The sequence below is a fragment of the Pseudomonas sp. CFBP 8770 genome (assembly GCF_014841705.1).
Classification (GTDB): domain Bacteria; phylum Pseudomonadota; class Gammaproteobacteria; order Pseudomonadales; family Pseudomonadaceae; genus Aquipseudomonas.
In genome coordinates, this window is record NZ_JACYUL010000007.1 from 146,635 (window position 1) to 172,270 (window position 25,636).

24 protein-coding genes are annotated in these 25,636 nt (G+C 62.8%); 11 read left to right on the forward strand and 13 right to left on the reverse strand.

The window, feature by feature from the left end:
• Nucleotides 1-43: 43 nt before the first annotated feature.
• Entirely contained in the window at nucleotides 44-946 is a 903-nt protein-coding gene (rsmI, locus tag IFT98_RS16815) for a 16S rRNA (cytidine(1402)-2'-O)-methyltransferase (RefSeq protein ID WP_122795974.1), read from the reverse strand.
• Nucleotides 891-1,112: a hypothetical protein gene (locus IFT98_RS16820; protein ID WP_192050846.1), complete on the reverse strand. Its 222-nt coding sequence runs from the start codon at nucleotides 1,110-1,112 to the stop codon at nucleotides 891-893. Before IFT98_RS16820 ends, rsmI begins: the two co-directional genes overlap by 56 nt.
• Between IFT98_RS16820 and IFT98_RS16825 the strand changes: the two genes are divergently transcribed.
• From IFT98_RS16825 to IFT98_RS16860, 8 genes are all read left to right on the forward strand, one after another.
• The gene (locus tag IFT98_RS16825; protein ID WP_192050676.1) at nucleotides 1,111-2,904 is read left to right on the forward strand and encodes a penicillin-binding protein activator; all 1,794 of its coding nucleotides are present in this window, start codon (nucleotides 1,111-1,113) and stop codon (nucleotides 2,902-2,904) included. The genes IFT98_RS16820 and IFT98_RS16825 overlap by 2 nt on opposite strands.
• A complete protein-coding gene (locus IFT98_RS16830; protein WP_192050674.1) occupies nucleotides 2,904-3,275 on the forward strand; it encodes a YraN family protein in 372 nt (123 codons plus the stop codon). Before IFT98_RS16825 ends, IFT98_RS16830 begins: the two co-directional genes overlap by 1 nt.
• Before the next feature lie 119 nt (nucleotides 3,276-3,394).
• The gene (locus IFT98_RS16835; protein ID WP_122479477.1) at nucleotides 3,395-3,988 is read left to right on the forward strand and encodes a phosphoheptose isomerase; all 594 of its coding nucleotides are present in this window, start codon (nucleotides 3,395-3,397) and stop codon (nucleotides 3,986-3,988) included.
• Nucleotides 3,985-4,563 carry a BON domain-containing protein gene (locus tag IFT98_RS16840; protein ID WP_122479478.1) on the forward strand — a complete coding sequence of 193 codons (579 nt, stop codon included), beginning with the start codon at nucleotides 3,985-3,987 and terminating at the stop codon, nucleotides 4,561-4,563. Before IFT98_RS16835 ends, IFT98_RS16840 begins: the two co-directional genes overlap by 4 nt.
• A 192-nt stretch (nucleotides 4,564-4,755) precedes the next feature.
• Nucleotides 4,756-5,304 carry a fimbrial protein gene (locus tag IFT98_RS16845; RefSeq protein WP_192050672.1) on the forward strand — a complete coding sequence of 183 codons (549 nt, stop codon included), beginning with the start codon at nucleotides 4,756-4,758 and terminating at the stop codon, nucleotides 5,302-5,304.
• Between the two features lie 52 nt (nucleotides 5,305-5,356).
• Complete coding sequence (locus IFT98_RS16850) at nucleotides 5,357-6,151, forward strand: fimbrial biogenesis chaperone (RefSeq protein ID WP_192050671.1); 795 nt, start codon at nucleotides 5,357-5,359, stop codon at nucleotides 6,149-6,151.
• A complete protein-coding gene (locus IFT98_RS16855) occupies nucleotides 6,148-8,667 on the forward strand; it encodes a fimbria/pilus outer membrane usher protein (RefSeq protein WP_192050669.1) in 2,520 nt (839 codons plus the stop codon). Before IFT98_RS16850 ends, IFT98_RS16855 begins: the two co-directional genes overlap by 4 nt.
• Nucleotides 8,664-9,698: a fimbrial protein gene (locus IFT98_RS16860; RefSeq protein ID WP_192050667.1), complete on the forward strand. Its 1,035-nt coding sequence runs from the start codon at nucleotides 8,664-8,666 to the stop codon at nucleotides 9,696-9,698. Before IFT98_RS16855 ends, IFT98_RS16860 begins: the two co-directional genes overlap by 4 nt.
• 28 nt (nucleotides 9,699-9,726) lie before the next feature.
• On the opposite strand, the gene IFT98_RS16865 is transcribed toward IFT98_RS16860, so the two are convergent.
• From IFT98_RS16865 to rplM, 7 genes are all read right to left on the reverse strand, one after another.
• Nucleotides 9,727-10,158 (reverse strand): ClpXP protease specificity-enhancing factor, encoded by a 432-nt coding sequence (locus tag IFT98_RS16865; protein WP_192050665.1) that lies wholly within the window; start codon nucleotides 10,156-10,158, stop codon nucleotides 9,727-9,729.
• Between the two features lie 17 nt (nucleotides 10,159-10,175).
• The gene (locus IFT98_RS16870) at nucleotides 10,176-10,793 is read right to left on the reverse strand and encodes a glutathione S-transferase N-terminal domain-containing protein (RefSeq protein ID WP_049860608.1); all 618 of its coding nucleotides are present in this window, start codon (nucleotides 10,791-10,793) and stop codon (nucleotides 10,176-10,178) included.
• An 84-nt stretch (nucleotides 10,794-10,877) separates the two neighbouring features.
• On the reverse strand, nucleotides 10,878-11,600 hold the full coding sequence (locus IFT98_RS16875) for a cytochrome c1 (protein WP_192050663.1): 723 nt from the start codon (nucleotides 11,598-11,600) through the stop codon (nucleotides 10,878-10,880).
• Nucleotides 11,597-12,811 carry a cytochrome b gene (locus tag IFT98_RS16880; RefSeq protein ID WP_244651004.1) on the reverse strand — a complete coding sequence of 405 codons (1,215 nt, stop codon included), beginning with the start codon at nucleotides 12,809-12,811 and terminating at the stop codon, nucleotides 11,597-11,599. Before IFT98_RS16880 ends, IFT98_RS16875 begins: the two co-directional genes overlap by 4 nt.
• Nucleotides 12,811-13,419: a ubiquinol-cytochrome c reductase iron-sulfur subunit gene (gene petA, locus IFT98_RS16885; protein WP_192050662.1), complete on the reverse strand. Its 609-nt coding sequence runs from the start codon at nucleotides 13,417-13,419 to the stop codon at nucleotides 12,811-12,813. Before petA ends, IFT98_RS16880 begins: the two co-directional genes overlap by 1 nt.
• A gap of 132 nt (nucleotides 13,420-13,551) precedes the next feature.
• Nucleotides 13,552-13,944, reverse strand: a complete 393-nt coding sequence (gene rpsI / locus IFT98_RS16890) for a 30S ribosomal protein S9 (protein WP_122479481.1) — start codon at nucleotides 13,942-13,944, stop codon at nucleotides 13,552-13,554.
• A 14-nt stretch (nucleotides 13,945-13,958) separates the two neighbouring features.
• A complete protein-coding gene (rplM, locus tag IFT98_RS16895) occupies nucleotides 13,959-14,387 on the reverse strand; it encodes a 50S ribosomal protein L13 (RefSeq protein WP_043186791.1) in 429 nt (142 codons plus the stop codon).
• A 251-nt stretch (nucleotides 14,388-14,638) separates the two neighbouring features.
• On the opposite strand from rplM, the gene IFT98_RS16900 reads away from it, so the two are divergent.
• A complete protein-coding gene (locus IFT98_RS16900; RefSeq protein WP_192050660.1) occupies nucleotides 14,639-15,679 on the forward strand; it encodes an NADP(H)-dependent aldo-keto reductase in 1,041 nt (346 codons plus the stop codon).
• 291 nt (nucleotides 15,680-15,970) lie between these two features.
• Nucleotides 15,971-16,867: a GlxA family transcriptional regulator gene (locus IFT98_RS16905; protein ID WP_342214185.1), complete on the forward strand. Its 897-nt coding sequence runs from the start codon at nucleotides 15,971-15,973 to the stop codon at nucleotides 16,865-16,867.
• A 213-nt stretch (nucleotides 16,868-17,080) separates the two neighbouring features.
• Here the strand turns inward: IFT98_RS16905 and zapE are convergent, their stop codons facing one another.
• From zapE to IFT98_RS16920, 3 genes are all read right to left on the reverse strand, one after another.
• Nucleotides 17,081-18,175, reverse strand: a complete 1,095-nt coding sequence (gene zapE / locus IFT98_RS16910) for a cell division protein ZapE (RefSeq protein WP_122479484.1) — start codon at nucleotides 18,173-18,175, stop codon at nucleotides 17,081-17,083.
• Between the two features lie 85 nt (nucleotides 18,176-18,260).
• Nucleotides 18,261-19,610, reverse strand: a complete 1,350-nt coding sequence (locus IFT98_RS16915) for a tryptophan--tRNA ligase (protein WP_192050657.1) — start codon at nucleotides 19,608-19,610, stop codon at nucleotides 18,261-18,263.
• Between the two features lie 34 nt (nucleotides 19,611-19,644).
• Nucleotides 19,645-20,274, reverse strand: a complete 630-nt coding sequence (locus IFT98_RS16920; RefSeq protein ID WP_192050655.1) for an alpha/beta hydrolase — start codon at nucleotides 20,272-20,274, stop codon at nucleotides 19,645-19,647.
• Nucleotides 20,275-20,414: 140 nt separating this feature from the next.
• On the opposite strand from IFT98_RS16920, the gene IFT98_RS16925 reads away from it, so the two are divergent.
• Nucleotides 20,415-20,852 carry a YhcB family protein gene (locus IFT98_RS16925; RefSeq protein ID WP_049860598.1) on the forward strand — a complete coding sequence of 146 codons (438 nt, stop codon included), beginning with the start codon at nucleotides 20,415-20,417 and terminating at the stop codon, nucleotides 20,850-20,852.
• 79 nt (nucleotides 20,853-20,931) lie between these two features.
• On the opposite strand, the gene IFT98_RS16930 is transcribed toward IFT98_RS16925, so the two are convergent.
• The gene (locus IFT98_RS16930; protein ID WP_192050653.1) at nucleotides 20,932-25,554 is read right to left on the reverse strand and encodes a hypothetical protein; all 4,623 of its coding nucleotides are present in this window, start codon (nucleotides 25,552-25,554) and stop codon (nucleotides 20,932-20,934) included.
• Nucleotides 25,555-25,636 lie beyond the last annotated feature (82 nt).

Genomic DNA, 25,636 nt, shown 5'->3' on the forward strand with positions numbered 1-25,636 from the left:
GACAAGCTTTTATCGCACCGATTGACCGAGCGCCGAAGTCATCTCACGCCTTCTGCTTTTCCAGGGCTACCTGGTAGAGCAGGTTCTTGCGCACGCCGGTGATCTCGGCCGCCACCGCCGCAGCGCGCTTGAGCGGCATTTCTGCCAGCAAAAGGTCCAGAACGCGCATCACTTCGGTGCTGACGGCTTCATCACTGACCGGCGCAGTCCATCCCGCCACCAGTACCACGCACTCACCGCGCTGCTGGTTGCTGTCGGCTTCCACGAACGCACGCAACTCGGACAGCGGCAGACCTTTGAGGGTTTCAAAGGTTTTCGTCAATTCGCGCGCCAGCAGCGCAGAGCGTTCACCGCCGAAGACCTTCTCCATGTCCTGCAGGCACTCGAGTATGCGGTGCGGCGCTTCATAGAAGATCAAGGTGCGCGGCTCTTCCCTGACCTGCTCCAGACGCGCACAGCGACCGGCGGTCTTGGCGGGCAGGAAACCTTCGAAGATAAAGCGATCCGACGGCAGGCCGGCGGCCGACAGCGCCGCGATCAGGGCGCAGGGACCGGGAACCGGCACTACCTGCACGCCCGCCGCACGCGCCTGACGCACGAGGTGATAGCCGGGGTCGGAGATCAGCGGTGTGCCCGCATCGGAAATCAGCGCGATGTCATCGCCTGCCAGCAGCCGCTGGATGAAACGGCTGCCTTCGTCCCGCTCGTTGTGCTCGTGGCAGGCGGCCAACGGCGTATTCAGCCCGAAGTGCTGCATCAGGCGCACCGAATGGCGCGTATCCTCGGCCGCGATCAACGCTACTTCGCCCAAGATCTTCAACGCCCGCGCGCTCATGTCGTCCAGATTGCCGATCGGCGTAGCCACTACATAAAGTGTGCCTGGGGTGGAATTAGAAGCGCTTGAAGCAGTCACAGCACACACCTTGTCGTTCGGCCAAACCCGCATTGTACAGGCTCCAGGCCAGCCAGTGCTCGCCCAGCGATCCGGCACAGCCCACGTGAAACATTTGCTTGTCCTCTATAAGGACAGGCTTGCCATCCTCGTCGCACCCGGGCCGATGCTTGGGTACACTTGCCCGTCTATTGATCGAGTAAATCAGGAAGATATCCATGACAGCCTGCCTGCGGCTTCTATCTGCCCTATGCCTCGCCGCCTTGCTGGCTGCGTGCGCCAGTTCGCCTTCATCCAATCTCGGTGAGCTGCCGCGCACGCCGGACGCCACCGTCGAGCAGTTGCTCGAACGTGCTACCGCCAGCAAGTCGCCGGAAGAAGCGGCTGCCTTGCGCTTGAGCGCGGCAGATCAGGCTGCCCGCCAGGGCGATCCAGCCCGCGCGACGCAGATCCTCCAGCAAGTCCGAATCGAGCTGCTCAAGCCGGGCCTGCAGATATTGGCCAGCACCCTGGGCGCAGAGCTCGCACTGAACCGCAACGATGCCAAGGCCGCGCTTGCCGCCCTCGATCATCCGAGCCTGCAGCGCTTGGCCGAGCTGCCCGCAGACCAGCAGGTACGCGCGCATCTGGTTCGCGCCCGGGCCCTGGAAGCCGACGGCCAGATCCTGGCTGCGGCGCGCGAGCGGGTGTTCGTCGCCCCCCTGCTCAGTGGCGAGGTCGCCGGCCAGAATCACGAGGCCATCTGGGCACTGGTGGGTTCGCTGCCTGTCGAGCAGCTGCAAAATCAAGGCACCGATGACTTCGCCGGCTGGCTGAGCCTGGCCCTGGCCGTCAAATCGGCCGGCACCCTGGAACAACAGCAGGCTGCCATCGATACCTGGGTGGCCCAGCACGCGGCTCACCCTGCCGCCAGACAGCTGCCGGCCCCCTTGGTCAAACTCAAGGCCCTGGCCAGCCAGCCGCTGACCCGAATCGCCCTGCTGCTGCCTCAGGAAGGCCCGTTGGCAGGCGTGGCCCGCGCGTTGCGCGAAGGCTTCATGGCGGCGTACTACCAGGCTCAGCAAGCCGGGCAGAAACCCCCTATCATCGACGTGATCGACAGCTCTCGCCTGAGCTCGCTCGACGACTTCTACCGCCAGGCTCAGGCGCAAGGGGTGCAACTGGTGATCGGCCCGCTGGAGAAACCTCTGGTCAAGCAACTGGCGGCACGCACCCAACTGCCCCTGCCAACCCTGGCGTTGAACTACAGTGACAACAACCAGCTCGGCCCACCCCAGTTGTTCCAGTTCGGCCTGGCCGCCGAAGACGAAGCGCGCGAAGTGTCCCGCCGTGCACGTGCCGACGGCTTGCACAGCGCTGCGGCGATGATCCCCAAGGGTGAGTGGGGCGACCGTGTGCTCAATGCCTTCCGTCAGGACTGGGAAGCCAACGGCGGTACGCTGGTTGCTGCCGAACGCGTCGACCAGCCGGTGCAACTGGCACAACAGATTGCCGACATGCTCAAGGTGCGCAACGCCGGCAGCGGCCTGCAGAGCAGCACCGAGGCGCAGGCCTCGCGTCGTCAGGACATCGATTTCATCTTCCTCGCCGCTACACCGCAGCAGGCCCAGCAGATCAAGCCGACCCTGAATTTCCAGTACGCCGGCGACCTGCCGGTCTACGCCACCTCGCACGTGTTCAGCGCCAGTGGCGACCAGGCCCAGTACAACGACATGACCGGCATCCGCTTTTGCGAGACGCCCTGGCTGCTCGACAACAGCAATCCATTGCGCCAGCAGGTCACGCGCCAGTGGCCGCAGGCCAATGGCAGCATGGGTCGGTTGTACGCCATGGGTGTCGATGCCTACACCCTGGCCGCGCGTCTGGGTCAGCTCAAGGCCCTGCCCGATAGCCGCATCGAAGGTCTGTCCGGCAACCTCGGCATGAGCGCCAGTCAGCGCATCGAGCGCCAATTGCCGTGGGCGCAGTTCGTCGGTGGCCAGGTCCAGCGCCTGCCCAACACCACGCCGTAATGTCGCTGAGTCCCCGCCAGCAGGCGGGTCGCGATGCCGAGCAGCAGGCCCTTGAGCACTTGTGTGCACAGGGCTTGACGCTGCTGGCGCAGAACTGGCTGTGCAAACGGAGCGAGCTTGATCTGGTCATGCTAGATGGCGATACAGTAGTATTCGTCGAAGTCCGCTATCGCCTGCACGCACAATGGGGCGGAGCATTGGCCAGCATCGATGCCCGCAAGCGCGAAAAGCTGGTGCTGGCCGCGCAGTATTTCCTCATCAAGGAAGCGCGCTGGGCCCAGCATCCATGCCGTTTCGACGTGGTCGCCCTGGAAGGCACCAGCACTCGGGCCACGCGCCTGAACTGGATCCGCAATGCCTTCGACAGCTGACACTCGACACCCTTGCCACCGTTTTTGCTCTTTGCTTTGCGGGCTGCACATTCTTGTGCCGGGAACCACCGCCGCGTTGCGGTCTTGCCCGACCAGCCGCCCTACTTAAGGTCACCTTGATGGACATGCAATCCCGAATTCGCCAGCTTTTCCAGGCCAGTATCGATACCAAGCAACAGGCGATGGAAGTCCTTGCACCGTACATCGAACAAGCCAGCCAGGTCATGGTGGGTGCCTTGCTCAGCGATGGCAAGATGCTTTCTTGCGGCAACGGTGGCTCGGCCGGCGATGCCCAGCACTTCTCGTCCGAGCTGCTCAACCGCTTCGAACGCGAACGCCCCAGCCTGCCTGCCATCGCGCTGACCACCGACAGCTCGACGATTACCTCGATCGCCAACGACTACAGCTTCAACGAGGTATTCTCCAAGCAGATCCGCGCGCTGGGCCAGCCGGGCGACGTCTTGCTGGCCATTTCCACCAGCGGCAACTCGGCCAACATCATCCAGGCCATCCAGGCCGCCCACGACCGCGACATGGTCGTGGTGGCCCTGACCGGCCGCGACGGCGGCGGCATGGCCTCGCTGCTGTTGCCCGAAGACGTCGAGATCCGCGTGCCTGCCAATGTCACGGCACGCATCCAGGAAGTTCACCTGCTGGCGATCCACTGCCTCTGCGACTTGATCGACAGCCAATTGTTCGGGAGTGAAGAATGAAGCGTAACCGCCTTGCCCTAGTGGCCCTGAGCCTGGCCTTGAGCGTCACCGGCTGCAGCTCGGTCCTTACCGCCACGCGTGACAACCCGATCGACGATGACCGCGGCACCCGCACCCTGGGCAGCAAGATCGACGATTCGCTGATCGAAACCAAGGTATCGGTGAACATTGCCAAGGCCAACATCGACCTGGACAAGAATTCCCACGTGGTCGTGACCAGCTACAACGGTGTGGTCCTGCTCGCCGGGCAGACGCCGCGTGCCGACCTCAAGGCCCTTGCCGAGCAGGCCGCCAGCGAGGTGCAGCGAGTCAAGAAGGTCCACAACGAGATCCAGGTGCTGGCGCCCTCCTCGTTGCTGGCACGCAACAACGACGCCTGGCTGACCACCAAGATCAAGACCCAGATGCTGGCCGACAGCGCCATCCCCGGCTCGCGCATCAAAGTCGTGACCGAGAACGGCATCGTCTACCTGCTGGGCCTGCTGACCCAGGCCGAGGCCACCCGCGCAACCAACCTGGTGCAGGGTGTCTCCGGCGTGCAGAAGATCGTGAAGCTGTTCGAGTACATCGACTGATCCTCCCGAGCAGCAACAGGCGGCCCATGAATGGGCCGTTTTTTTTGCCCGCGTTTTCATTTTTTCGAAGGAAATTTCCTATAGGCGCGACTGCGCCGGGTGCGGAAAATCGACTCCCTATCGAAGGCATGGCCATTCAATCCATGCATTCAAACGGATAGATGACATTCCACACCGCAAAAAGGAAATCCAATGAAAACCGCTCGTCTCATTCCCTTCATCGGCGCACTCGGCCTGGCCACGCTGGCCAGCAGCGCCATGGCCGCCGACGGAGAAATCAATTTCCGTGGCGAGATCAAGACCAGCACCTGTGTCATCGAGGTCGGTGACACCTCCGGCGGCGCACCGGGCGTGGCCTACCTGGGCAGCGTACCCACCAGCGCGCTGAGCAACGCCGGTGCGGTAGCCGGTGGTGGGCGCTTCTCGCTGCGCATCGATGACAGCGACTCCCAGTGCGATCTCACCGGCAAGGCCGCGTCCGTTACCTTCCTGGGCTTGAGTGGCTCTGCCGGCGCCAGCGCGCAGTGGCTGGGTATCGACCGCAGCGTTACCGGCTACGCCACCAATGTTGCCATTCAGATTCGTGATGCCACCGGCGCTGAAGTACCACTGAGCCAGGCGTCCGCCGAGTATCTCAACCCCAAGCAACCGCTCGAGTTCACGGCCAACTACATCTCGCTGGGTGGCGCTACGGCCGGCCCGGCGAACGGCAAAGCTGCCTTCACCGTAGACATCCACTGACCTGCCCCTGCGCGCGAGGCACTGCCTCGCGCGTGCCGGAACCGACATCGCCATGCACATCCCCCGCAGAACCCACCGACGCAGGCTATGGACAGCGCTGATCATTCCCTTCGCCGCCCTCGCCAGCATCGCCGCGCAGGCGGCAGTGGTGCTGGACAACACGCGCGTGGTGTTCGACGCCAGCAAGCGCGAGAGCTCGATGATCGTCAACAACCCCACCCGCCGAGCCTATGCCATTCAGACGTGGGTCAACGACGCCACGGACGACGACACCCGCCTCGCCCCCTTCATCGCCACGCCCCCGCTTTTTCGCCTGGACAGCCGCAAGGCGCAGACCGTCAGGATCATCTCGACGGCCACCGACGCCCTGCCCAAGGACAGAGAATCGCTGTTCTATTTCAATGTTCAGGAGATACCCACCGCTAACGACACTCCCGAGAACGTGCTGAAGGTAGCCCTGCGCACACGGGTCAAGCTGCTCTATCGCCCGCCGGGACTGGGCAATGCCAACGACAGCGGCGAGCGCCTGCGATGGACGCTGGAGCGGCAGGACGGCAAGCATGCGCTGCGCGTGCACAATCCTTCGCCGTTCCATGTCTCGTTCATCGGCATCAAGGCCATAGCCTTCGAGCACAGCGAAGAGGTCGCCGCGCCATTGATGGTCGAGCCGTTCAGCAACCGACTGTACGCCCTCGACAGCGCCGCTGTGCGGCCGTTGAGCGTGGTGTTCTCGATCATCAACGACTACGGTGGATATTCCACGCCGATCCAGTTTCATCTGCCGGTCGACAGCGACGGCTCACCTCGATCTCTGCCAGTCTCGGCCGGGACGCACGGTCAACCATGAGCCCATGCAACCCGCAAGCGCGCTTTCGGCTGATCAAGGCCGCAGTACTGTCGATCGGCGCAATATCGGTTCCTCAGACACACGCGGGCGAAGAGCGCTTCGATGAGAGCTTCTTCCGCACCCTGGGTGGCGACGAACATCGCACACCGCATGGCTTGCAGGCATTGCAGGGCCAACGGCAGTGGGCACCGGGCAAGTACCCTGTCAACGTCTACCTCAACGGCACGAACGTGGGCAAACAAACCCTGACGTTCCAGCAGCTCGAAGGCGGCAGCCAACTGAGCGCGTGCCTGACTGCGCAGTGGCTGCAAGACGCGGGAACATTGCCGCTGGGCAAGCCGGACGACACCTGCGTGGACCTCGCCGTCGCGATTCCCGGCGCAGCGCAGACCCTGCATGAAGAAACCTTGACGCTCGAGTTGAACATTCCCCAGGCCGCACTGCGGCGCACCCCCGTCGATTTCATCGACGAGCAGCAATGGGACAGCGGCATCGACGCGGCTACCTTGAACTATCAGTTCGCCGGCAGTCAGGGTCACCGCCAGGGTTCTGGCTCCAGTTCCCAAGCCAGTCTCTACCTGCAGGCCGGGGTCAACGTCGCCGACTGGCGCCTGCGTTCGAGCTCGTCGTTCAGCCGCAGCCAGGACAGCCCCGGGCGCTGGCAGCGCAGCAGCACCTTCGCCCAGCGCGACCTGTCCAGGCATTGGGGCACACTGACGCTGGGCGAGTACTTCACCTCCGGCAATGTCTTCAGCAGTCTGCCCTACCAGGGTATCCAGCTCACCAGCGACATCGGCATGCTGCCCGACTCTCTGCAAGGCTACGCGCCGGTGGTCAGAGGCATCGCCGAGACCCAGGCCAAGGTCGAGGTGCGCCAGAACGGCTATTCGCTGTACACCACCTATGTACCGGCAGGCCCGTTCGTGATCGAAGACCTTACCGCCGCCGGCGGCAGCGGTGAGCTGGAAATCATCGTGACCGAGGCCGACGGACGAGAGCGCCGTGCCATCCAGCCTTACGCGACCTTGAGTAACATGCTGCGCCCTGGCGTCTGGCGGCATGGCTTGACGCTGGGCCGCTACAACACCGCCGACGGTGCCGAACAGCCATCCTTTGTCGAAGCCACCCTGGCCTACGGCTTACCCCGTGACCTGACCGTCTACGGTGGCGTGCAGAATGCCAGCTTCTATCAGGCGGGCCAGATCGGACTGGGCCTCAGCCTCGGCGCCCTGGGTGCGGTTTCACTGGACCTCAGCGATGCACGCACGGCGCGCCCGGCGGGTGGTCAGGACCAGGGGCGCAGCGTTGGCTGGCGCTATGGCAAGTCTTTCGACATCGGTACGTCGTTGCGCTTTGCCGGCTACCGCTATTCCACCCAAGGCTACCGCGATTTCGGCGAGGCGGTCTGGCAACAGACACCCACCGCTGCCCCGCGCGGCAGCAAACGCAACCGCATCGAAGCCAACCTGGTCCAGACCACGGCATTCGGCTCGCTGCACATGAGTGTGCACCAGCAGACCTACTGGAACAGCAACCGGCAGGATCGCGAGGTGCAGTTCGGCGCCAATACCTACTACCGTGGCGTCAACTATGGCATGTACGCCAGCCGCAGTCTCAGCGACGCCTATCGACAGAACACGCAGATTACCTTGACCGTGTCGGCGCCATTGGGAAGCAGCAGCAGCGCGACCTATTCGGCTTCGAGCACTGGGCAACGGGGGGTGGGCCATCGCGCCAGCCTGACGGGACAGCTGTCCGACGACCAGCGCTGGCGCTATGGCCTGGACGCCAGTCGCTCGGACAACGGTGACAGGAGCGCGACGGCGTCAGCGACCTACCGTGCACCCTTCGCCACGCTGGGCACCTCGCTCACCGCCGGTCCTGATTACCGCCAGATCACTGCCACTGCAGCCGGCGCCCTGCTGGCCCATGCCGATGGCATCGAGTTGGGCCACGTGCTGGGCGATACCGTCGCTCTGGTAGACGTGAACGGCGTTGCCGAAGTCGGCGTGCAGAATACACCGACCATGCGCACCAACCGGCACGGCTATGCACTGGTGCCCTACCTGACGCCCTATCGCTCCAACCGCATCGTGCTCAACACCGATCATCTGGGCGCTGAAATCGATATCGACAACAGCGTGGCGCTGGTCGTGCCTCGACGCGGCGCGATCATCAAGGCGCGCTTCAACGCAACACGCTCGCGCAAGATCATCGCCCATCTGCTCATGGCTGGCGGCAAGGCGCCGCCCTTCGGCAGCCAGGTGACCGATGCCGATGGCACGCTGGTGGGGGTGGTTGGCCCTGGCGGACAAGTGCTGCTGGGCGTCGCGCAACAGCAGACGCTGCTGACCACCTCGTGGGGAACCGGGCCGGACGGACAGTGCGCATTGCGCCTGCCAGAGGCCGAGCCGTTGCCTGACACCCGCTACACCACCCACCAACTGCTCTGCGAACCGATCACCGCCGAGCGCTCCGATAAATCGACCCAACCCGTTCAGGAGGCTTCGACATGAGCCCTTTCGTCAAGTTGTCGCTCGGCCCGTTCGGATGGTTGCTGGGCTGCACGGTCGCCCATGCGGCCTGCCCGCCGCCGGTGGACATGGTCACGCACAGTTCGACCTATTTCATCCCGCGCGATGCGCCCGTCGGCTCATTGATCGGCTCTGGCCTGGTGAACTACGACGGCACCCGCGACCATACCTGCGCCAACCGCTCGGTTGTCGCCCAGATGCTCGCCGGACCGCGCATGCCCGCGATCGCGGCGGCCAACAGCGGCAGCGTCGGGACGACCGATATCGGTCAGCACCTGTACCAGACCGGTGTGCCGGGTGTCGCGTTCGCCGCGATCAAAGCCGATGGCCTTCACTGCGACGCAAGCGGATCGCAGATACCCGCCAACCAGCTTCATTTTCCGTTTTCCGCAGTCAGTTGTTCCAGCCGCTACCAGACCCGGGTGTACTACTACCTCTACAAGACCGGAGACATTGCGGCCGGGGCACACACATTGAATCAGCCGGGGCTGCAAGTGCTGTTCAACGGCGCCGTGCAATCCTCCCTGACCCTCAATCAAACCATTATCGTTGCCGGCTGCTCGATGCCAGCCACGGGGAGCAATCCGCTGGAGGTCGAGCTGTCTGGCAGCGTCGGCGATTTCAACGGGAATGGCTCCGGCGGCCCGGTCAAAGAGTTCTCGATCCCACTTCTGAGCTGCGTGAAGGGCAATTACTCCACCTACTATCCGTGGAACTACTTCCAGGGCAACTATGCCAATGTGCGCTTTGAGCCTTCTCGCGGCTCCACCCTGCTGGACGGCCCGGCCGGTATCGTCGGGCTCAGGCCGGAGTCCACCGCAACCGGGATAGGTGTACAGATCCTCAAGCAGGACATGACACCTGTTCGACTCGGTGAGGAAGTGCAGATCACCCATGTGAACGACGGGATCACGAACCTGGCGTTCAACGCCCGATACGTCCAAGTGGGCAACAAGGCGCCCACGGGGGGTACTGCCGACGCGACGGTGAATTTTACCGTTACCTTCAAATGAAAAAGGCGATCCTTGCGGATCGCCCTTTTCATTTCACCACTTTCAGACTCGGCCGACCGGATGGCCGCGGTGGCGGGTTGCCTGGCGGCGGGGTGTCGTCATCGGACTCGATGATATCCTCGAACTCGGCTTCTTCCTCGTCCAACCCGGGCGACTCCAGATCGAAGACCATGCCCTGGCCATTCTCCCTGGCGTAGATACCGAGGATGGCACCCGAAGGCACGAACAGCGTGTGCGATACGCCCCCGAAGCGACCGTCGAAACTGACCGCCTCGTTATCCATGTGCAGGTTGCGCACGGCGCTGGGTGACACGTTCAGAACGATCTGGCCATCGCTGGCGAAACCTTGCGGGACCTGGACCGAGGGATACTCGGCATTGACCAGCATGTGCGGGGTGCAGTCATTGTCAACGATCCACTCGTACAGGGCGCGGATCAAATAGGGACGACTGGAGTTCATCAACGGCTCCTCAAAACCTAGCGCATTTCACGTTCAGCAGCGGACAGGCTGGCCTTGAAGGCCTCCCGCGCGAACTGACGTTCCATATAGTCGAGCAGCGGCTTGGCAGGCCGCGGCAGTTCGATACCCATGATCGGCAAGCGCCAGAGTATCGGCAGTAGACAGCAGTCGACCAGACTTTGCTCATCACTGAGAAAGCAAGGCTTGTCGGCAAACAGTGCCGAAACGCCAGTCAGGCTCTCGCGCAATTCCTTGCGCGCCTGAACGCGGGCGGCTTCCTTGCTGCGCGGGTCGAGGATCAGGTCGGCCAGGCCACACCAGTCGCGCTGGATGCGATGGATCAGCAGCCGGCTGTTGGCCCGCGCCACCGGGTACACCGGCAGCAGCGGCGGATGCGGATAGCGTTCGTCGAGGTATTCCATCACCACGGTCGATTCGAACAGGGCCAGATCGCGGTCGACCAGCGTCGGCGTGCTGCCGTAGGGGTTCACTTCGATCAGCCTGGGTGGCAGGCGACCGCCCTCCACGTTGATGATCTCTGCGCTGACGCCTTTCTCGGCGAGAACGATACGCACCCGATGAGAATAGTGGTCGGCGGGGTCGGAGTAACAGGCCAACCGATTGGTCACGCCCATGGCGGTCCTCCTCGCGTATGTATGAATGCAAAAACGAGCGCCACCCACAGGGGGCGCAAGCAAGCCGCGCAGTTTACCGCACTTTCAACCCACGTCCTTCCAGTATTCGCGTTTCAGCAAGTAAGCGAGAACGATCAGCAGCGCCAGGTACAGCAATACGTACAGACCAATCCGTTGGCTCCGTGCCTTGACCGGCTCGGCCGAGTACGCCAGGAACGCCACCAGATTCCTGACCTTGTCGTCGAATTGCGCTGCGTCCAGGCTACCGGTACCGGGTATCACGCGCAGACGGGTGCACGGCTGCGCCGCAGGCTCTGCGCAGTCGAGCACCTGACGTCCCTGCAGGCTCTCCAGCACATTGGGCATGCCGACGTTGGGGTAGACGATATTGTTCACCCCCCAAGGCCGGGCGGCATCGGCGTGGAAGCCCTGCAGATAGGCGTACAGCCAATCGGTGCCTCGCACCCGCGCGACCAGGGTCAGGTCGGGCACCTCGGCGCCGAACCAGGCCTTGGCATCGGCCGGCTGCAGACGTGTCTGCATGTGATCGGCAATGGCCGCGCCGGCCGGTGCCAAGGTCTGCAGCATCTGCTCATAGGGTATGCCCAGGTCGTCGGCCACTGCCTGGTAACGCTGAAACCTGGCCCCGTGGCAGCCCATGCAATAGCCGACGAAGGTGCTTGCACCGTCTCGCAAGGCCGCCTTGTCGGACACCTCGATCGCCACCGGGCGCACCAGCGGCGTCACCGGGTCCGCCCAGGCCGGCGGCAGGGCCAGCAACAGCAAGACTGCAATCCATATTTTCATCGGCGCGGGATCCGATCGGGTACCGGCCGCGTGATCTCCCGTCGCGTGTACAGCGGCATGGCCAGGAAATAGCCGAAGTAGAGCACTACGCATACCCGCGCCACCCAGGTAGTGATGGCTGTGGCCGGGTGCATGCCGACGTAGCCCAGTGTCACCAACGCCACGCAGAACAGCGCCAGCGCCGCGCGGCTGAACCAGCCTTTGTAGCGCATCGACTTGACCGGGCTGCGGTCAAGCCACGGCAGCACGAACAGGATGGCAATCGCGAAAGCCATGGCCAGCACGCCCATGAGCATGTCGGGAACGGCGCGCAGGATCGCGTAGAACGGGGTGAAGTACCAGACCGGCGCGATATGTTCGGGCGTCTTGAGCATGTCGGCAGGCTCGAAATTGGCAGGTTCCAGAAAGTAACCGCCCATCTGCGGAAAGAAGAACACCACGGCGCTGAACACGAAGAGAAAGATTGCCACCCCGAGCAGATCCTTGACCGTGTAGTAGGGATGGAAGGCAATGCCATCCAACGGCTTGCCATTGGCATCCAGGTGTCGCTTGATATCAATGCCTTCGGGATTGTTCGAGCCTACCTGGTGCAACGCCAGAATGTGCAGCACCACCAGTCCGACGATCAGCAACGGCAATGCCACCACATGCAACGCGAAGAAGCGGTTCAAGGTAACACCGGAAACCAGATAGTCGCCGCGGATCCACTGGGCCAGATCCGCACCCACGATCGGAATCGCCCCGAACAGGGAAATGATCACCTGCGCGCCCCAATAGGACATCTGCCCCCACGGCAGCAGGTAGCCCATGAACGCTTCCGCCATCAGCAGCAGATAGATCGACATGCCAAAGACCCACACCAGCTCGCGCGGCTTTTGATAGGAGCCATACAGCAGTCCGCGAAACATGTGCAGGTAGATGACTATGAAGAATGCCGACGCACCGGTCGAATGCAGGTAACGCAGGAGCCAGCCGTATTCGACGTCGCGCATGATGTATTCGATGGAAGCGAAGGCGCCTTCGGCCGTTGGGGTGTAGTTCATGGTCAACCAGATGCCGGTAAGCAATTGGTTGAGCAGCATCAACAGCGCCAGCGAGCCGAAGATATAGAAAAAATTCAGGTTCTTCGGTACGTAGTAATGGCTCAGATGATCACGCCATACCTTGCCCACCGGAAGGCGCGCCTCGATCCACTGCAGCAGGCCACGCATCAGGCACCCTCCCCATCGATACCCAGCACGAGCACCTCGGCACTCTCGTAGAAATGCGGTGGAACCGCGAGGTTCAAGGGCGCGGGCTGCGCCTTGTAGACACGTCCGGCCAGATCGTAGCGCGAGCCATGGCACGGGCAGAAGTACCCGCCCTGCCAGTCGGGACCCAGATCCGCCGCAGTGACCTGGGGGCGAAAGGTTGGCGAACAGCCCAAGTGGGTGCAGATGCCGACCACCACCAGCACGTCGGGCTTGATGGCTCGCAGCGCTGCGTCGACATAGCCCGGCTGATCCGAATCGCGCGATTGGGGGTCGGCCAGATGCTCGGTGTCACGGGCCAGGCTTTCGAGAATCTGCGGCGTGCGTCGGCAGATGAACACAGGCTGGCCGCGCCACTGCACGACCAGCTGCTGCCCCGGCTCGATCTTGGCGATGTTGACCTTGACCGGAGCGGCTGCGGCGCGGGCCTTCGCGCTGGGCTGCCATGACGCCACGAAAGGTACTGCCGCACCCACCGCGCCGGCAGCGCCTACCAGCGCCGTGGTTCTGACCAGAAAGCGTCGGCGACCCTGGTCGATGTCACACGCGCCGCCCTGCTCCTCAGCCATCGTTTACCTTAGCCTGCTGCAACAGGCGTCTGCATTGTCTTGCGGGCAGTGTACCAGCGCCTCCCAAGGATTGACGGGCGAAAAAAAACCCGGCTCGCGAGAACCGGGTTTTTTCTGGAACGAAGACGCGAATTAACGCTTCGAGTACTGCGGACGCTTACGCGCTTTACGCAGACCGACTTTCTTACGTTCAACTTCACGAGCATCGCGAGTCACGAAGCCTGCTTTACGCAGGGCCGGACGCAGTGCTTCGTCGTAGTCCATCAGTGCACGAGTGATACCGTGACGGATCGCACCGGCCTGACCGCTGACACCACCACCGATAACGGTGACGTAGATGTCGAACTTCTCGGTGTTCTCGGTCAGCTCCAGCGGTTGACGAACTACCATGCGGGCAGTTTCGCGACCGAAGAAGGTTTCCAGAGTGCGATTGTTGATGGAGATCTTACCGGTGCCCGGACGCAGGAAAACGCGAGCGGTTGCGGTCTTGCGACGGCCAGTGCCGTAATTTTGAGTCGCCGACATAATGAACTATTCCGTTAAAACTTCAGTTCTTGGGGCTGCTGAGCAGTATGAGGGTGAGCAGCGCCCGCATAGACTTTCAGCTTACGGTACATGTCGCGACCCAGCGGGTTCTTGGGCAGCATGCCCTTGACCGCGGTCTCGAGCACGCGCTCAGGCGCCTTGGCAATCAGCTTTTCAAAGTTGATCGACTTGATACCGCCCGGGAAACCGGAGTGGGAGTAGTAGATCTTGTCAGTGGTCTTGGCACCAGTGACACGCACCTGCTCGGCGTTGATGACGACGATGTAGTCGCCGGTGTCAACGTGAGGAGTGTACTCAGGCTTGTGCTTGCCACGCAGACGGCTCGCGATTTCTGTAGCCAGACGACCCAGGGTCTGACCAGCAGCATCAACGACGAACCAGTCGCGCTTTACTGTTTCCGGTTTAGCAGTAAAAGTTTTCATTCTTTATAGCCTCAGGGGCCGCCCAGCAAAAAGAGACGGCGGATCTTACTGAATAGTGCTTACTTTGACAAGTCAAAGGCAGCCGGGCACAGGACGCTTTTGGGGGGCTCGGGTCTTCGCGTCACATACACGGCAAAATTCTTCCGGGAGGCGGGGCATCACTTCCACTTCACAGAGAGGGGCCGAATTATCCAGATTGCGAAAAAAATATCAACCTGCTTTTATGATTCCTTTGCCAAGAGGAGTCACCGATGCACTATCGCCAGCTGGGACGTACCGATCTGAACGTGAGCGCGCTGTGCCTGGGCACCATGACCTGGGGCGAGCAGAACACCGAGGAGCAAGGCTTCGCGCAGATAGAAAGGGCCAAGGCGGCCGGCATCAATTTCATCGACACGGCGGAAATGTACCCTGTGCCCCCGCGCCCCGAAACCTATGCGGCCACCGAGCGGGTGATCGGCAACTGGTTCAAGCGCCAGGGCGACCGGTCCGACTGGATCCTGGCCAGCAAGATCGCCGGCCCCGGCAATGGCATCAGCCATATCCGCGACGGCCAGCTCAAATTCAACCGCGAGCATATCGTTGCGGCACTCGACGCCAGCCTGCAGCGGCTGCAGACGGACTGGATCGATCTCTATCAGTTGCACTGGCCGGAGCGCAGCACCAATTTCTTCGGCAAGCTGGGCTACCAGCACACCCAGGATCAGCTCGATACCCCGCTGCAGGAAACCCTGCAGGTGCTCGACGAGCAGGTCAAGGCCGGCAAGATCAGGCATGTCGGGCTGTCCAACGAAACGCCCTGGGGCACGATGAAGTTCCTGGGCCTGGCCGACAGCGGCAACCTGCCCCGCCCGGTGTCCATCCAGAACCCCTACAACCTGCTCAACCGTACATTCGAAGTGGGCCTGGCCGAAGTTGCAATCCGCGAGCAGTGCGGGCTGCTGGCCTACTCGCCCCTGGCGTTCGGCATGCTCTCGGGCAAGTTCGAGAACGGCGCGCGGCCGGCTGGCAGTCGTCTGGCGCTGTTCAGCCGTTTTACCCGCTATGCCAACGAGCAGGCGGTCGCTGCCACTACCCGCTACGTAGACCTGGCCCGCGAGCATGGCCTGGACCCGGCGCAAATGGCACTGGCCTTCGTCACCGCACAGCCGTTCGTGACCAGCAACATCATTGGCGCGACCTCGCTGGAGCAGTTGGACAGCAACCTGGGGAGCATCGACCTGGTGCTGTCCGAAGACGTGCTGGCGGGTATCGAGGCGATCCATAAGGCGCAGCCGAATCCGGCGCCCTGATTTGATCGTTACTGTTTTTGCGGGCCCGTGCGCGGCCACTGGCCGCTCCTATAGGAATCATGAACATGTTCTGTAGGAGCGGTCAGCGGCCGCGAAACCATTAACACCGCCCCCCCATTCTCGACCTCGCTTGAATCCAACGACGCTTCGGCCATATCCTGACCGCTTTCACCCCACAAGAATAAAATCATGATCTTCACGCCCCACACGCCCGCGCTGCGGCGCGTCTGCATTCTGGCCACCGATCAGGTCATGGCCTCGACCCTGATGCAGGCCAAGGACTTCTTCCACATGGCCAGCCTGCGTTATGGCAAGCAGATGGGCCTGGAACGCCACGCCCTGTTCGAAACACGCCTGGTCAGCCCGGACGCACTACCGGTGCGCAGTTTCAGTGAGGTCATGCTGCCCGTGGACGGTGGCCTCGAAGATGCCGACTTGATCATCCTGCCTGCCTGCTGGGGCGACTTCGACAGCGCTGCCGCGCGCTACCCCCAGGTGCTGCCCTGGCTATGCGCTCAGCACGCGCGCGGCGCGGTATTGTGCGGCGAAGCGAGCGGCGTGTTCTGGCTGGCCGCCAGTGGCTTGCTGGACGGCAAGGAGGCGACTACCTACTGGCGTTTCTTCGAGGAATTCAGGCAACGCTTTGCGCATGTTCGGCTCAATCAGGACAAACACCTGACCGACGCCGACAACCTGTTCTGCGCGGGCGGACCGGTATCGGCCTGTGACCTGTACATTCATCTGATCGAGCGGTTCTGTGGCGCCCATGTGGCCCAGGCGGTTTCGCGCGATACCCTGTACGAAGTGCAACGCAGCTATACGCCGGGGCGCATCGGCTTCGGCGGGCAGAAGCTGCATCGCGACGTGCCGATCCTGCATATCCAGCAATGGCTGGAAGAACATTTCGCCGAAAAATTCCGCTTCGAGGACGTTGCCCGTGAGCGCGGCATGAGCATTCGCAACTTCATGCGCCGCTTCCATGCCGCCACCGGCGACAAGCCGCTGCATTACCTGCAGCGATTGCGCATCGAAACCGCCAAGGGCCTGTTGTCGGGTACCCGCAAGAGCGTCAAGACCATCAGCTACGAGGTGGGCTATGACGACGCGAGCTTCTTTGCCCGATTGTTCCGCCAGCACACCGAACTGTCGCCCAACGGCTATCGCCAGCAGTTCATGCAGGAGGCCTGAACGACCGCGTTGCGCCCTTCGCGGCCGATGACCGCTCCCACACAAGTCCGAGCCAATCAGGGATTTTGTAGGAGCGGTCAGTGGCCGCTCCCACACAAGTCCGAGCCAATCAGGGATTTTGTAGGAGTAGTCAGTGGCCGCTCCCACACAAGTCCGCGCCAGGCAGAGATCTTGTGGGAGCGGTCAGTGGCCGCGAAGGGCGCGACGCCGATATCAGGGCTTGTGTGCGCGCGACAGGAACTCGTGGGACTGCATCTCCAACAGCCGGCTCAGCGTGCGCTGGAACTCGAAGTTCAGGCGCCCGCCGGTGTACAGATCCTTGAGCTCGACTTCGGCCGAGATGATCAGCTTCACGTTGCGGTCGTAGAACTCGTCGACCATGTTGATGAAGCGGCGAGCGATATCGTCGGTGGTCACGCTCATCTGCTCGACACCGCTGAGCAGCACAGCGTTGAAGATCTTGCCCAACTCGATGTAGTCGTTCTGGCTGCGCGGGCCATCGCACAACTCGCGGAATTCGAACCAGGCCACGTCATCGCAGGTGCGCAGTGCACGGATCTCGCGGTTCTCGATCATCAAAGGGTCGTTCTCGACCACCTTGGTGCTGTTGTGCGTCAACGCCTTGAAGCTTTCGCGCATGCTGGCCTGAGCGGCCTCATCGAGCGGCGAATGGAACAGTTCGGCCTGCTCCAGGTGGCGCAGGCGATAGTCGACGCCGCTGTCGACGTTGACGATCTCGGTGTGTTCCTTGATCAGCGCGATCGCCGGCAGGAAACGCGCTCGCTGCAGGCCATCCTTGTACAAGCCATCGGGCACGATGTTGGAGGTCGCCACCAGCGTCACGCCGTTCTTGAACAGCTCTTCCATCAAGGTGCCGAGAATCATTGCATCGGTGATGTCGGAGACGAAGAATTCATCGAAGCAGATCACCCGCGCTTCGTCGGAGAAGCGCTTGGCGATCACCGTCAGCGGATTCTTCACGTCCTTGAGGGTTTTCAATTCCTCGTGCACCCGCTTCATGAACCGATGGAAGTGCGTGCGCACTTTCTGCTCGAACGGCAAGGCATCGAAGAAGGTGTCGACCAGGTAGGTCTTGCCACGGCCCACGCCGCCCCAGAAGTAAATCCCCTTGACCAGCTTGGGTTCCTTCTTGCCGAACAGCTTGCCGAACACGCCTGGCTTGCTGGTGCCGGCAGCGACCAGGTCGTCGTACAGACGCTGCAGGTGGCGGACGGCATTTTCCTGGGCGGCGTCGTGGAAGAATTCGGGACGTTTGAGATCGGCTTGGTATCGTTCTAGGGGCGTCATATTCGTTAGCAAGGCAACAAAAACGGGCCGTCACTGTAGCGACGGCCCAGGATAATGGCAATGAGCATTGCGACAGGGTGTCGCATCACTCCCCTTGAGGTTGCAGCGCCTGGCGCAACGCCTGGACGGCGGTGTCGCGGGCCTCTGGCGTAGTGAACGACGGGCCGTCGGCCACGCAGGTGTCGTCCAGCCACAGCGTGAAGCTTTCGGCATCGCTGCGGATGTCCAGTTCACCGCCTTGTTGCAATTGCTTGCTGACCTGCCCGGCCGCCTTGCCGTCGGTGAAGCTGCGTGACAGCAGCAGTTGTTCGCCGCTGGCATCGAGCAGACGGAAGCGGAAGCTGCCGTCGTCGTCACGAAAGCTGACGAACCGTGCGGTCTTGGCGGCTTTTTTCTTGCCTGCCGTGGTCACCTGGACCTGCTCGCGGAAGGAACGCAGGCCCACCGCCTCGCGCAGCTCACCCAGGAACGGCGTGGCGACGGCACGCGCTTTCGCAGCGCCCGCCAGGAGGATGTCCTCCAGTTCGGCCGGACGTTCGATGAAGTGGTGATAACGCTCGCGGGCCTCACCCAACTCGGCGTCGAGCAGGTTGAACAGGCGCGTCTTGGCCTCGCCCCAACCCAGCCCTTGACGCAGCGCGGCATGGAACTCGGCGCTCTGCTCGGGCGTTGCGAACGCCTGAAACAGGGTGAAGAGGTGCGAATTGTCCGGATCCTTGGCTTCGCCCGGCGCCCGCGAGTCGGTGACGATGCGCGAGATGGCGTCCTTCATGTCCCTGGCGCTGGTGAACAACGGAATGGTGTTGTCGTAGCTCTTGGACATCTTGCGCCCGTCCAGGCCCGGCAGGGTGGCGACGCTCTCCTCGATCAAGGCCTGGGGCATGACGAAGAACTCGCGGCCTTTGCCGAACAGATGGTTGAAGCGCTGACCGATGTCGCGGGCCATTTCCACATGCTGGATCTGGTCGCGACCGACCGGCACCTTGTGTGCGTTGAACATCAGGATGTCGGCGGCCATCAGCACCGGATAGCTGTACAAGCCCATGGAAATGCCGGCATCCGGGTCTTCCCCGGCGGCCACGTTGTGGTCGACCGAGGCCTTGTAGGCGTGGGCGCGGTTGAGCAGGCCCTTGGCAGCGACGCAGGTCAGCAGCCAGGTCAGCTCGGGGATTTCCGGAATATCGGACTGCCGGTAGAACGTCACCCGTTCCACGTCCAGGCCCGATGCCAGCCAGGTGGCCGCGATCTCCAGACGCGAGCGCTGAATGCGCAGCGGGTCATCGCATTTGATCAAGGCATGATAGTCGGCCAGGAAATAGAACGAGTCGGCGTCACTCTGACGACTGGCAACGATCGCCGGGCGGATGGCCCCGGCATAGTTGCCCAGGTGAGGCGTGCCGGTGGTGGTGATACCGGTCAGGATACGAGTGGTCATGGGTCGGTTCTTGTTCAGGGGCCGTGGACAGGCATCAGTTCGAAAGGCGCGGCAGCAGCAGATCCTTGAGGTCGGTCAGCTTGCCGTGGAAAAAGTGCCCGCATTCTGCCACTTTCAGCAGCTCATGGGGGCGATCGAGGTTGTCGGACCAGTCGTAGACCAACTGCGGATCAACCACTTCGTCGGCGTCCGGCTGGATCACGGTCAACGTCGTCCGTTGCGGCAGGCTTTCGGTCAAGCGCATCACCGCCGGGGCCACCATGAACAGTTGCGCCACCGCCATGTTCCCGGCCTCCAGACGACCGGCGAGGGTCGCTGCAACGAAACCGCCAAAGGAAAAGCCCAGAATCGTCAGCGGCAGTTCGGGGTGTTTCGCTCGAAGCCATTGGGCCACGGCCCAGGCATCGTCGACCTCGCCGCTGCCCATGTCATGGCTGCCGTCGCTGGCGCCCACGCCGCGGTAGTTGAAGCGCAACGTCAGCAGCCCGGCATCGCGGGCAGTGCGCTGCAAGGTGGACACCACCTTGTTGAGCATGGTCCCGCCCTGCACCGGATTGGGATGGCAGATCAAGGCGATGCCGGTGGCGTCGGCGGTGTCGAGGTACAACGCTTCGAGTTGGCCCAGCGGGCCGTCGATGAAAACTGCGGTTTCGCGGATGAGCAAGTGATGAACTCCGTGACCTCAAGAAGGGTCGACTCGTCTAGCTGGAAAGATGCTGTCCTGCGAATTTGCGCAAGCGCGCGGTATACAGCGCAGGTCCGAGCCGTTAACGTAAAGCAAAGCCGTTTATAGAGGAAGGACTCGTGGAACTCTCGCTCTTAGTTTGGTTGTTGCCGACCCTGGCCCTGGTGGTCGGTGTGGTCATCGGTTTTGCCGTTGCACGCCTGGCGCCTCGCGCCGTACCCAATGGCACGCAGCGCCAGCTCGATGACATCCAGGAACGTTTCGACACCTACCAGAACGAAGTGGTCACCCACTTCAACAGCACGGCGATCCTGGTCAAGAAACTGACCCAGAGCTATCAGGAAGTGCAGGATCATCTGGCCGAAGGCGCCGACCGTCTGGCCCTGGACGAGCTGACCCGCCAGCGCCTGCTCGCCGCCCTGCACTCGGACGCCCCGCAGCCTCACCGCGAGCGCCTCACGCCACCACGCGACGCGGAGCCGCCTCGCGACTACGCGCCCAAGGCAGCGAACTCGCCTGGCATGCTGGACGAGCAGTATGGGTTGAAGCGCAAGTAAGTTTCACCGTCGCCGGTCAAGAAGCGGGCCCTGCTTTCAGGTCCCGCTTTTTTTGTGCCTGTGCCGAGGCAATGTGCTTCTACCGGCTCAGGTACACCTCGTCGAAAGGCGCCTTGATTTCCCGGCGCAGAATGCCGATCACCTCACGCCCGGCAGCTTCGTCGGCCTTCTGCCGCTCTACGCCATCGAAGCGCTGCTCCACCGTTTTCAGATGCGCCGTGGTGTATTGATCGCGCGGCGAGCGAAGCTCTCGGTAGTGAAAGTGCGCGTACCACAACGGCGTTCCCGTGGTATCGGCAATCAGGTATTCCTCCAGATAGCCTGGAGATCGCTTGAGCTTGCTGCGCCCGCCCACGCGACTGATGCGCACTGCCTGCTCGCGGTAGAGGTAGTCGACCCGCGCAGCCGTGGGCGGCTGGCGCTTGATCATGTGGATACGAATCAGCCTGCCATCCTTGATGAGTTGTCCGGCCTTGTCGCGAAACAACTGGGCGCGGCCGTGGGCAGACGCGTGCTGGCTGGTGGCCTGGTCCACCACGTTGTGGCGGGTGAGCTGTTGTTCGACGGCGTCGGCGCTCTCGTTCAACTGACGAGCATAAAGGGTGAGCTGGTCTTCGACTTCGCCCGGCAGGTAGTCTTTTTCGGCCTGTTTCCAGGCTTCCTTTACCGCACTGCCGGCGCCCTGCAACAGCCGGTTGCCGCGACGAACCGCGGCATTGACTGACGTCGGCACCGCGCGTGGCCTGGGCGCGCGCGCCACGTCAAGCTCGCGCCAGTTGCCCTCGGCCAGATCCTTGCCGAAGGAGGCAACGACCGTTTTCTCGATCGGGTCGATGACATCGATGATATCGCTGTCCGAAGGTTTGAGCTTGGGCCGTCGCTGACCGACCACCAGGCCACGACGGTGGGTCATGTAAAGGGTCTTGTGGCGCACCTGCTGCCGCTGTTTGCGAGTCATCCTGAGCTGCTCGCGGACCAGTGGCACCAGTGCGCCCTGGGCATCGTCGCGCAGTTCGGCAATCAGGGCCGTCAAACGATCGAACGCCGGACGATGCAACTGTTCTCCCAGTAGCTCGCCGTGTAACGCCAACGCCTGCTGGCCCCCTTCATACTGCAAGTCCAGGCTGTTGAGCACTTCGACGCGGTCGTTCAGGGTGTAGCTGGCGCTCTCCTCGAGCGCTGCGTGGGTTTGCGCCGCCAGCCGCACCGGCTCGGCCACCGACTGCATGATCCGCTCAGCCTCCTGCAGGCCGGGAATCTTGCGGATGCAGGTCAGCGCCAGACCGTCGACCAGCAGACCGATCCAGCGTTGTATCGACAACGCCTCTATCCAATTGGCCTTGAGTTTTTTCAGCGCCGCTTCACCTTCCAGCGGCATACGCTGAAGCTGACGCTTCCAGTCCGCCAGCTCTTTGCTCAGCTGTATCTGCTGGTCCATCACCTCGGTGCTGTCGGCGACGAAGTCGAAGAACGCTTTGGATTGCGTGGCATCCAGTTCGGGAGCGTCCAGACTCGACGGCAGCCGATGTGCCTGTTCTCGGTAGGCGATGCTTTTGTAGCGTAGGTTGATGATTTCTTCCTGGGCGATCTCGCATAGCTGAAACAACGCGCCGGCCTGCTCCTTCGAGCGATCGGCGTAGGGGTCCAGCTCACTGAGTTTCCTGCTGGCACGCAGCACCGTGCGCAGCGCGCCGAGGTAGCTTTCGGTGGCCTCGCTGAGGGCCTGGCGCAGGCCGACCAGACGTTCGGTATCCCCGGCCTGCATGGCACGGCCGAGCTTGCCAAGCACCAGATCGACACGCTTGTGCAAACCTGGACGCTTCTGGTGGAACGCCGCCACTTCAGCGTTGTAGGCCACCATCAGCGCCTGATTGCTCGCGCGCAGCGCCGCGATGCGACGCTTGGGCCCGCCGCCGCGCAAACGCAGACGCAGGTCCAGGCGCCAGCGCCCCACTTCATCCCGCGCAAGCCACGGCCCCGGGCGCTCCGGGCGCCTGGCGTCGACGATACGCAGTTGTTCTTCCTCGGCGGCCACTTCATAGAAATGGTCGCCCAGGGACAGCAACCAACGCTCGCCGTCCAACTGCAGCCCCTGAAAGCGGCCATGCGCCAATGGCGACGTCAGGCGCGACCCCGGCGTAGTGCGATAGGTGGCCAACGCCTCGAGCTGATCAGGCCCAAGCCGGTGCTGTGCGTTTGCCCAGGAAAAACTCAGCGTAGCGTTGGCAGGGTCGATGACACTGAGCGGCGCCGTCCAAGTGCTGCGGACCGGCGCATCGTTGTGCCCACCTGCCAAGGGCTGGCCGAGGCCGCGGCCGCCCGGCACGCGGCTGGCGCCATGCGCCAGCAGGACCAGGGCAATGTTGAACAGCAGATCGAACATCTGATCGTCGACCAGCGCAGGATCGCCCGCCGCCTGCGCAGTGAGCGTGACGTTCATCGCGGCCATTGCCTCGACCAGCCAGCCCGCCGTGGCCAGCGGTCCGGGAAGGATGGGCAGCAAGGCGTTGAACAGCGTCCAGCCAAGCGCCTGAAAGCCGATCCAGCGACTTTCAGCGCTGGATACCGACTGACGGTCCGCGAGGGTGATCAATGCCTGCACATTCGTGCGGTACAGATGATCGAGCAGCGGCATGCCGATGTCGATGAGTTGCAATGCCGCCGGGGCCGGCGTGCTGATCGGGGCAAAGTCCGAGCCCTGTCCGAAGCGCACCAGATGAGGTTCGCGAAAGCCCCCGTTGGCATAGCGCGCCCGAGCGCCTACGTCCAACCAATCCAGCACGCTGCGCTGCAGCTCGCCGGGTTCGCTGATGGCCTCCATGAGCGCGGCGGCGCTGGCGTATTGGCTCAGGCAGGGCTTGAACAGCGGGCGATAGAGCACCTGCACCCCACTGCCGTCCAGTGCGCCGAACACATACATGTTGCACGCAGCATCGATCTTCATGCCCGGCGCCGACAGGAACCCCAGACCGCGAAGGCCGATAGGACGCCCGTCGACTTCAAGATCGCCCAAGCCGTTCATGACCTGTTCGACGTAACGCCATCCGCGCTCGGTAAACCCCTCCTGGCCGCGGATGCTGTTTTCCAAAGCCAGCAGTGGCAGCTGGCATCCCAGTTGGCGAGTGAACAGCTTCTGTCGACGTGGAGCCTGCGCAGGATCCTGCAGCAGTTGCCGTTTCAGCAACTGCAGGTAACGCCCGCCTGCATCGGCTCGGGTGACCAACGCCTGGATGGTCGTGTCGTCCGTCCAGTCCGGCAGCACCGCTCCGGCGCGGGGCTTGACCGACAGGTGCCCGCGGGGCCGGCCCGACAAGTTGAACAGAGCCAGCTCGACAAGGCTGATCTGCTGGTCTTCCATGGCCATGTCACCGGCATTGACCAGACTCAGTTGCGCATTGGGCACAGTGAGAATGTGCACCTCGACATCGTCGAGATCGGCCAGCGGCTGACCAGGGTGATCAGTCTCTATCTGTTCGATCAGCCTCATCTGAGCAAAGGACGCGAGGGTGGGAATGCCGTCGAGGAAAGAGGCGCCCCTCTGCTCTTCGCGCACCAGCGCCAGCGTTGCCAGGTACAGGGAAAAGGCGCGACGCTGCGCCAGACTGGCCGTTCGAAGCCACTGCGGCAGTGCATCGTCAAGGGCCTGCAGCCGGGCGCGCTCCTGTGCAGTATCGAGGTCGAACAGGCTGGTGATGCTTTCGCAGCCCTCGGTCATCGCTCGGGCACCCAGTCGGTGCTGCTGGCAATAGGCACCCATGGTCTGCAGCGCATTGAGTTGCTGCTCGAGAATCGCCTGCGCCTGGACTTCGAAGACATTGCCGCTGGGCGCATAGAGTGCCAGTTCCAGAGCCGAGCCCGTGAGTTCGCGGCCCATGTGATCCGCGAACGCCTGCGCCAGAGCCTGCAACGTGGCGAAGCTTTCCAGGCCGTTGACCGGTGTGTACAGCAACATCTCACCGCGCCCGTGCACGCTGAGGGGACGGCGGATCACCAAGGCATGAGTCAGTTCGGCACTTGGCTGCAAGGGTGTGTCCATGGCCTGTACGCGGATCAGGCTGGCTTCGATCGGGTCTGCGTCATGCTCCGCGCGCTGACTGGCGGTAGGCGTCGACACCAGCAACAGGGCGGTGGCCTCTTGCTCGCTGTCCAGCCGCCCGGCAGCTTTTTCACGCTCGATGCTGGCCTTCAAGCGTGCTTGCAGCGCTTGCGCCAGCCACTGCCAGCGGTTGCTGCCGTCCGCCTGGACCTCACCCCAGTAATCGCAGAGCGCCTGACTGTAGGCCGTGATGATCTGAGGACCCCATTCATTGACGATGCCCTGCAGCTGCGCCATGGCCACCGGCAAAGCCGCAGCAGACGCGCCCGTCGGATCCTGGGTGAGCAGGTGATAGCCTTGAACCAACTGGATGGGCTCGGTATGTATGTAGCGGTCGATCAGTACGTCGACCAGCGCCAGCCGACGGTAGCGCTGGGCATCTTGAGTGGCTTGGCCATGGTTGGCAGCTTGGGCTGGCAGCGGCTCGAGCAACTGCAGGTGATCGCCATCCAGGGTCAGGGTGGGGTATCGCGTCGCCAGCTCGCTGGCAAGGATATTCCGCGCGACTTGACGCAAGGTGGGGCGAGAGCAGAAATGCTTGCTGACGCTGCTGGCCAGCGGCGCTGCCCTGGCCACTTCGCCACTCAGGGAAAGGAGTTCAAACATGGGTGGGTCCTTCGAGGAAAATGAGCGCCTAGCAGGCGCCATCTCTGGCCTCGAAGGGGGGTAGACAGATAGGGCAGGCGAA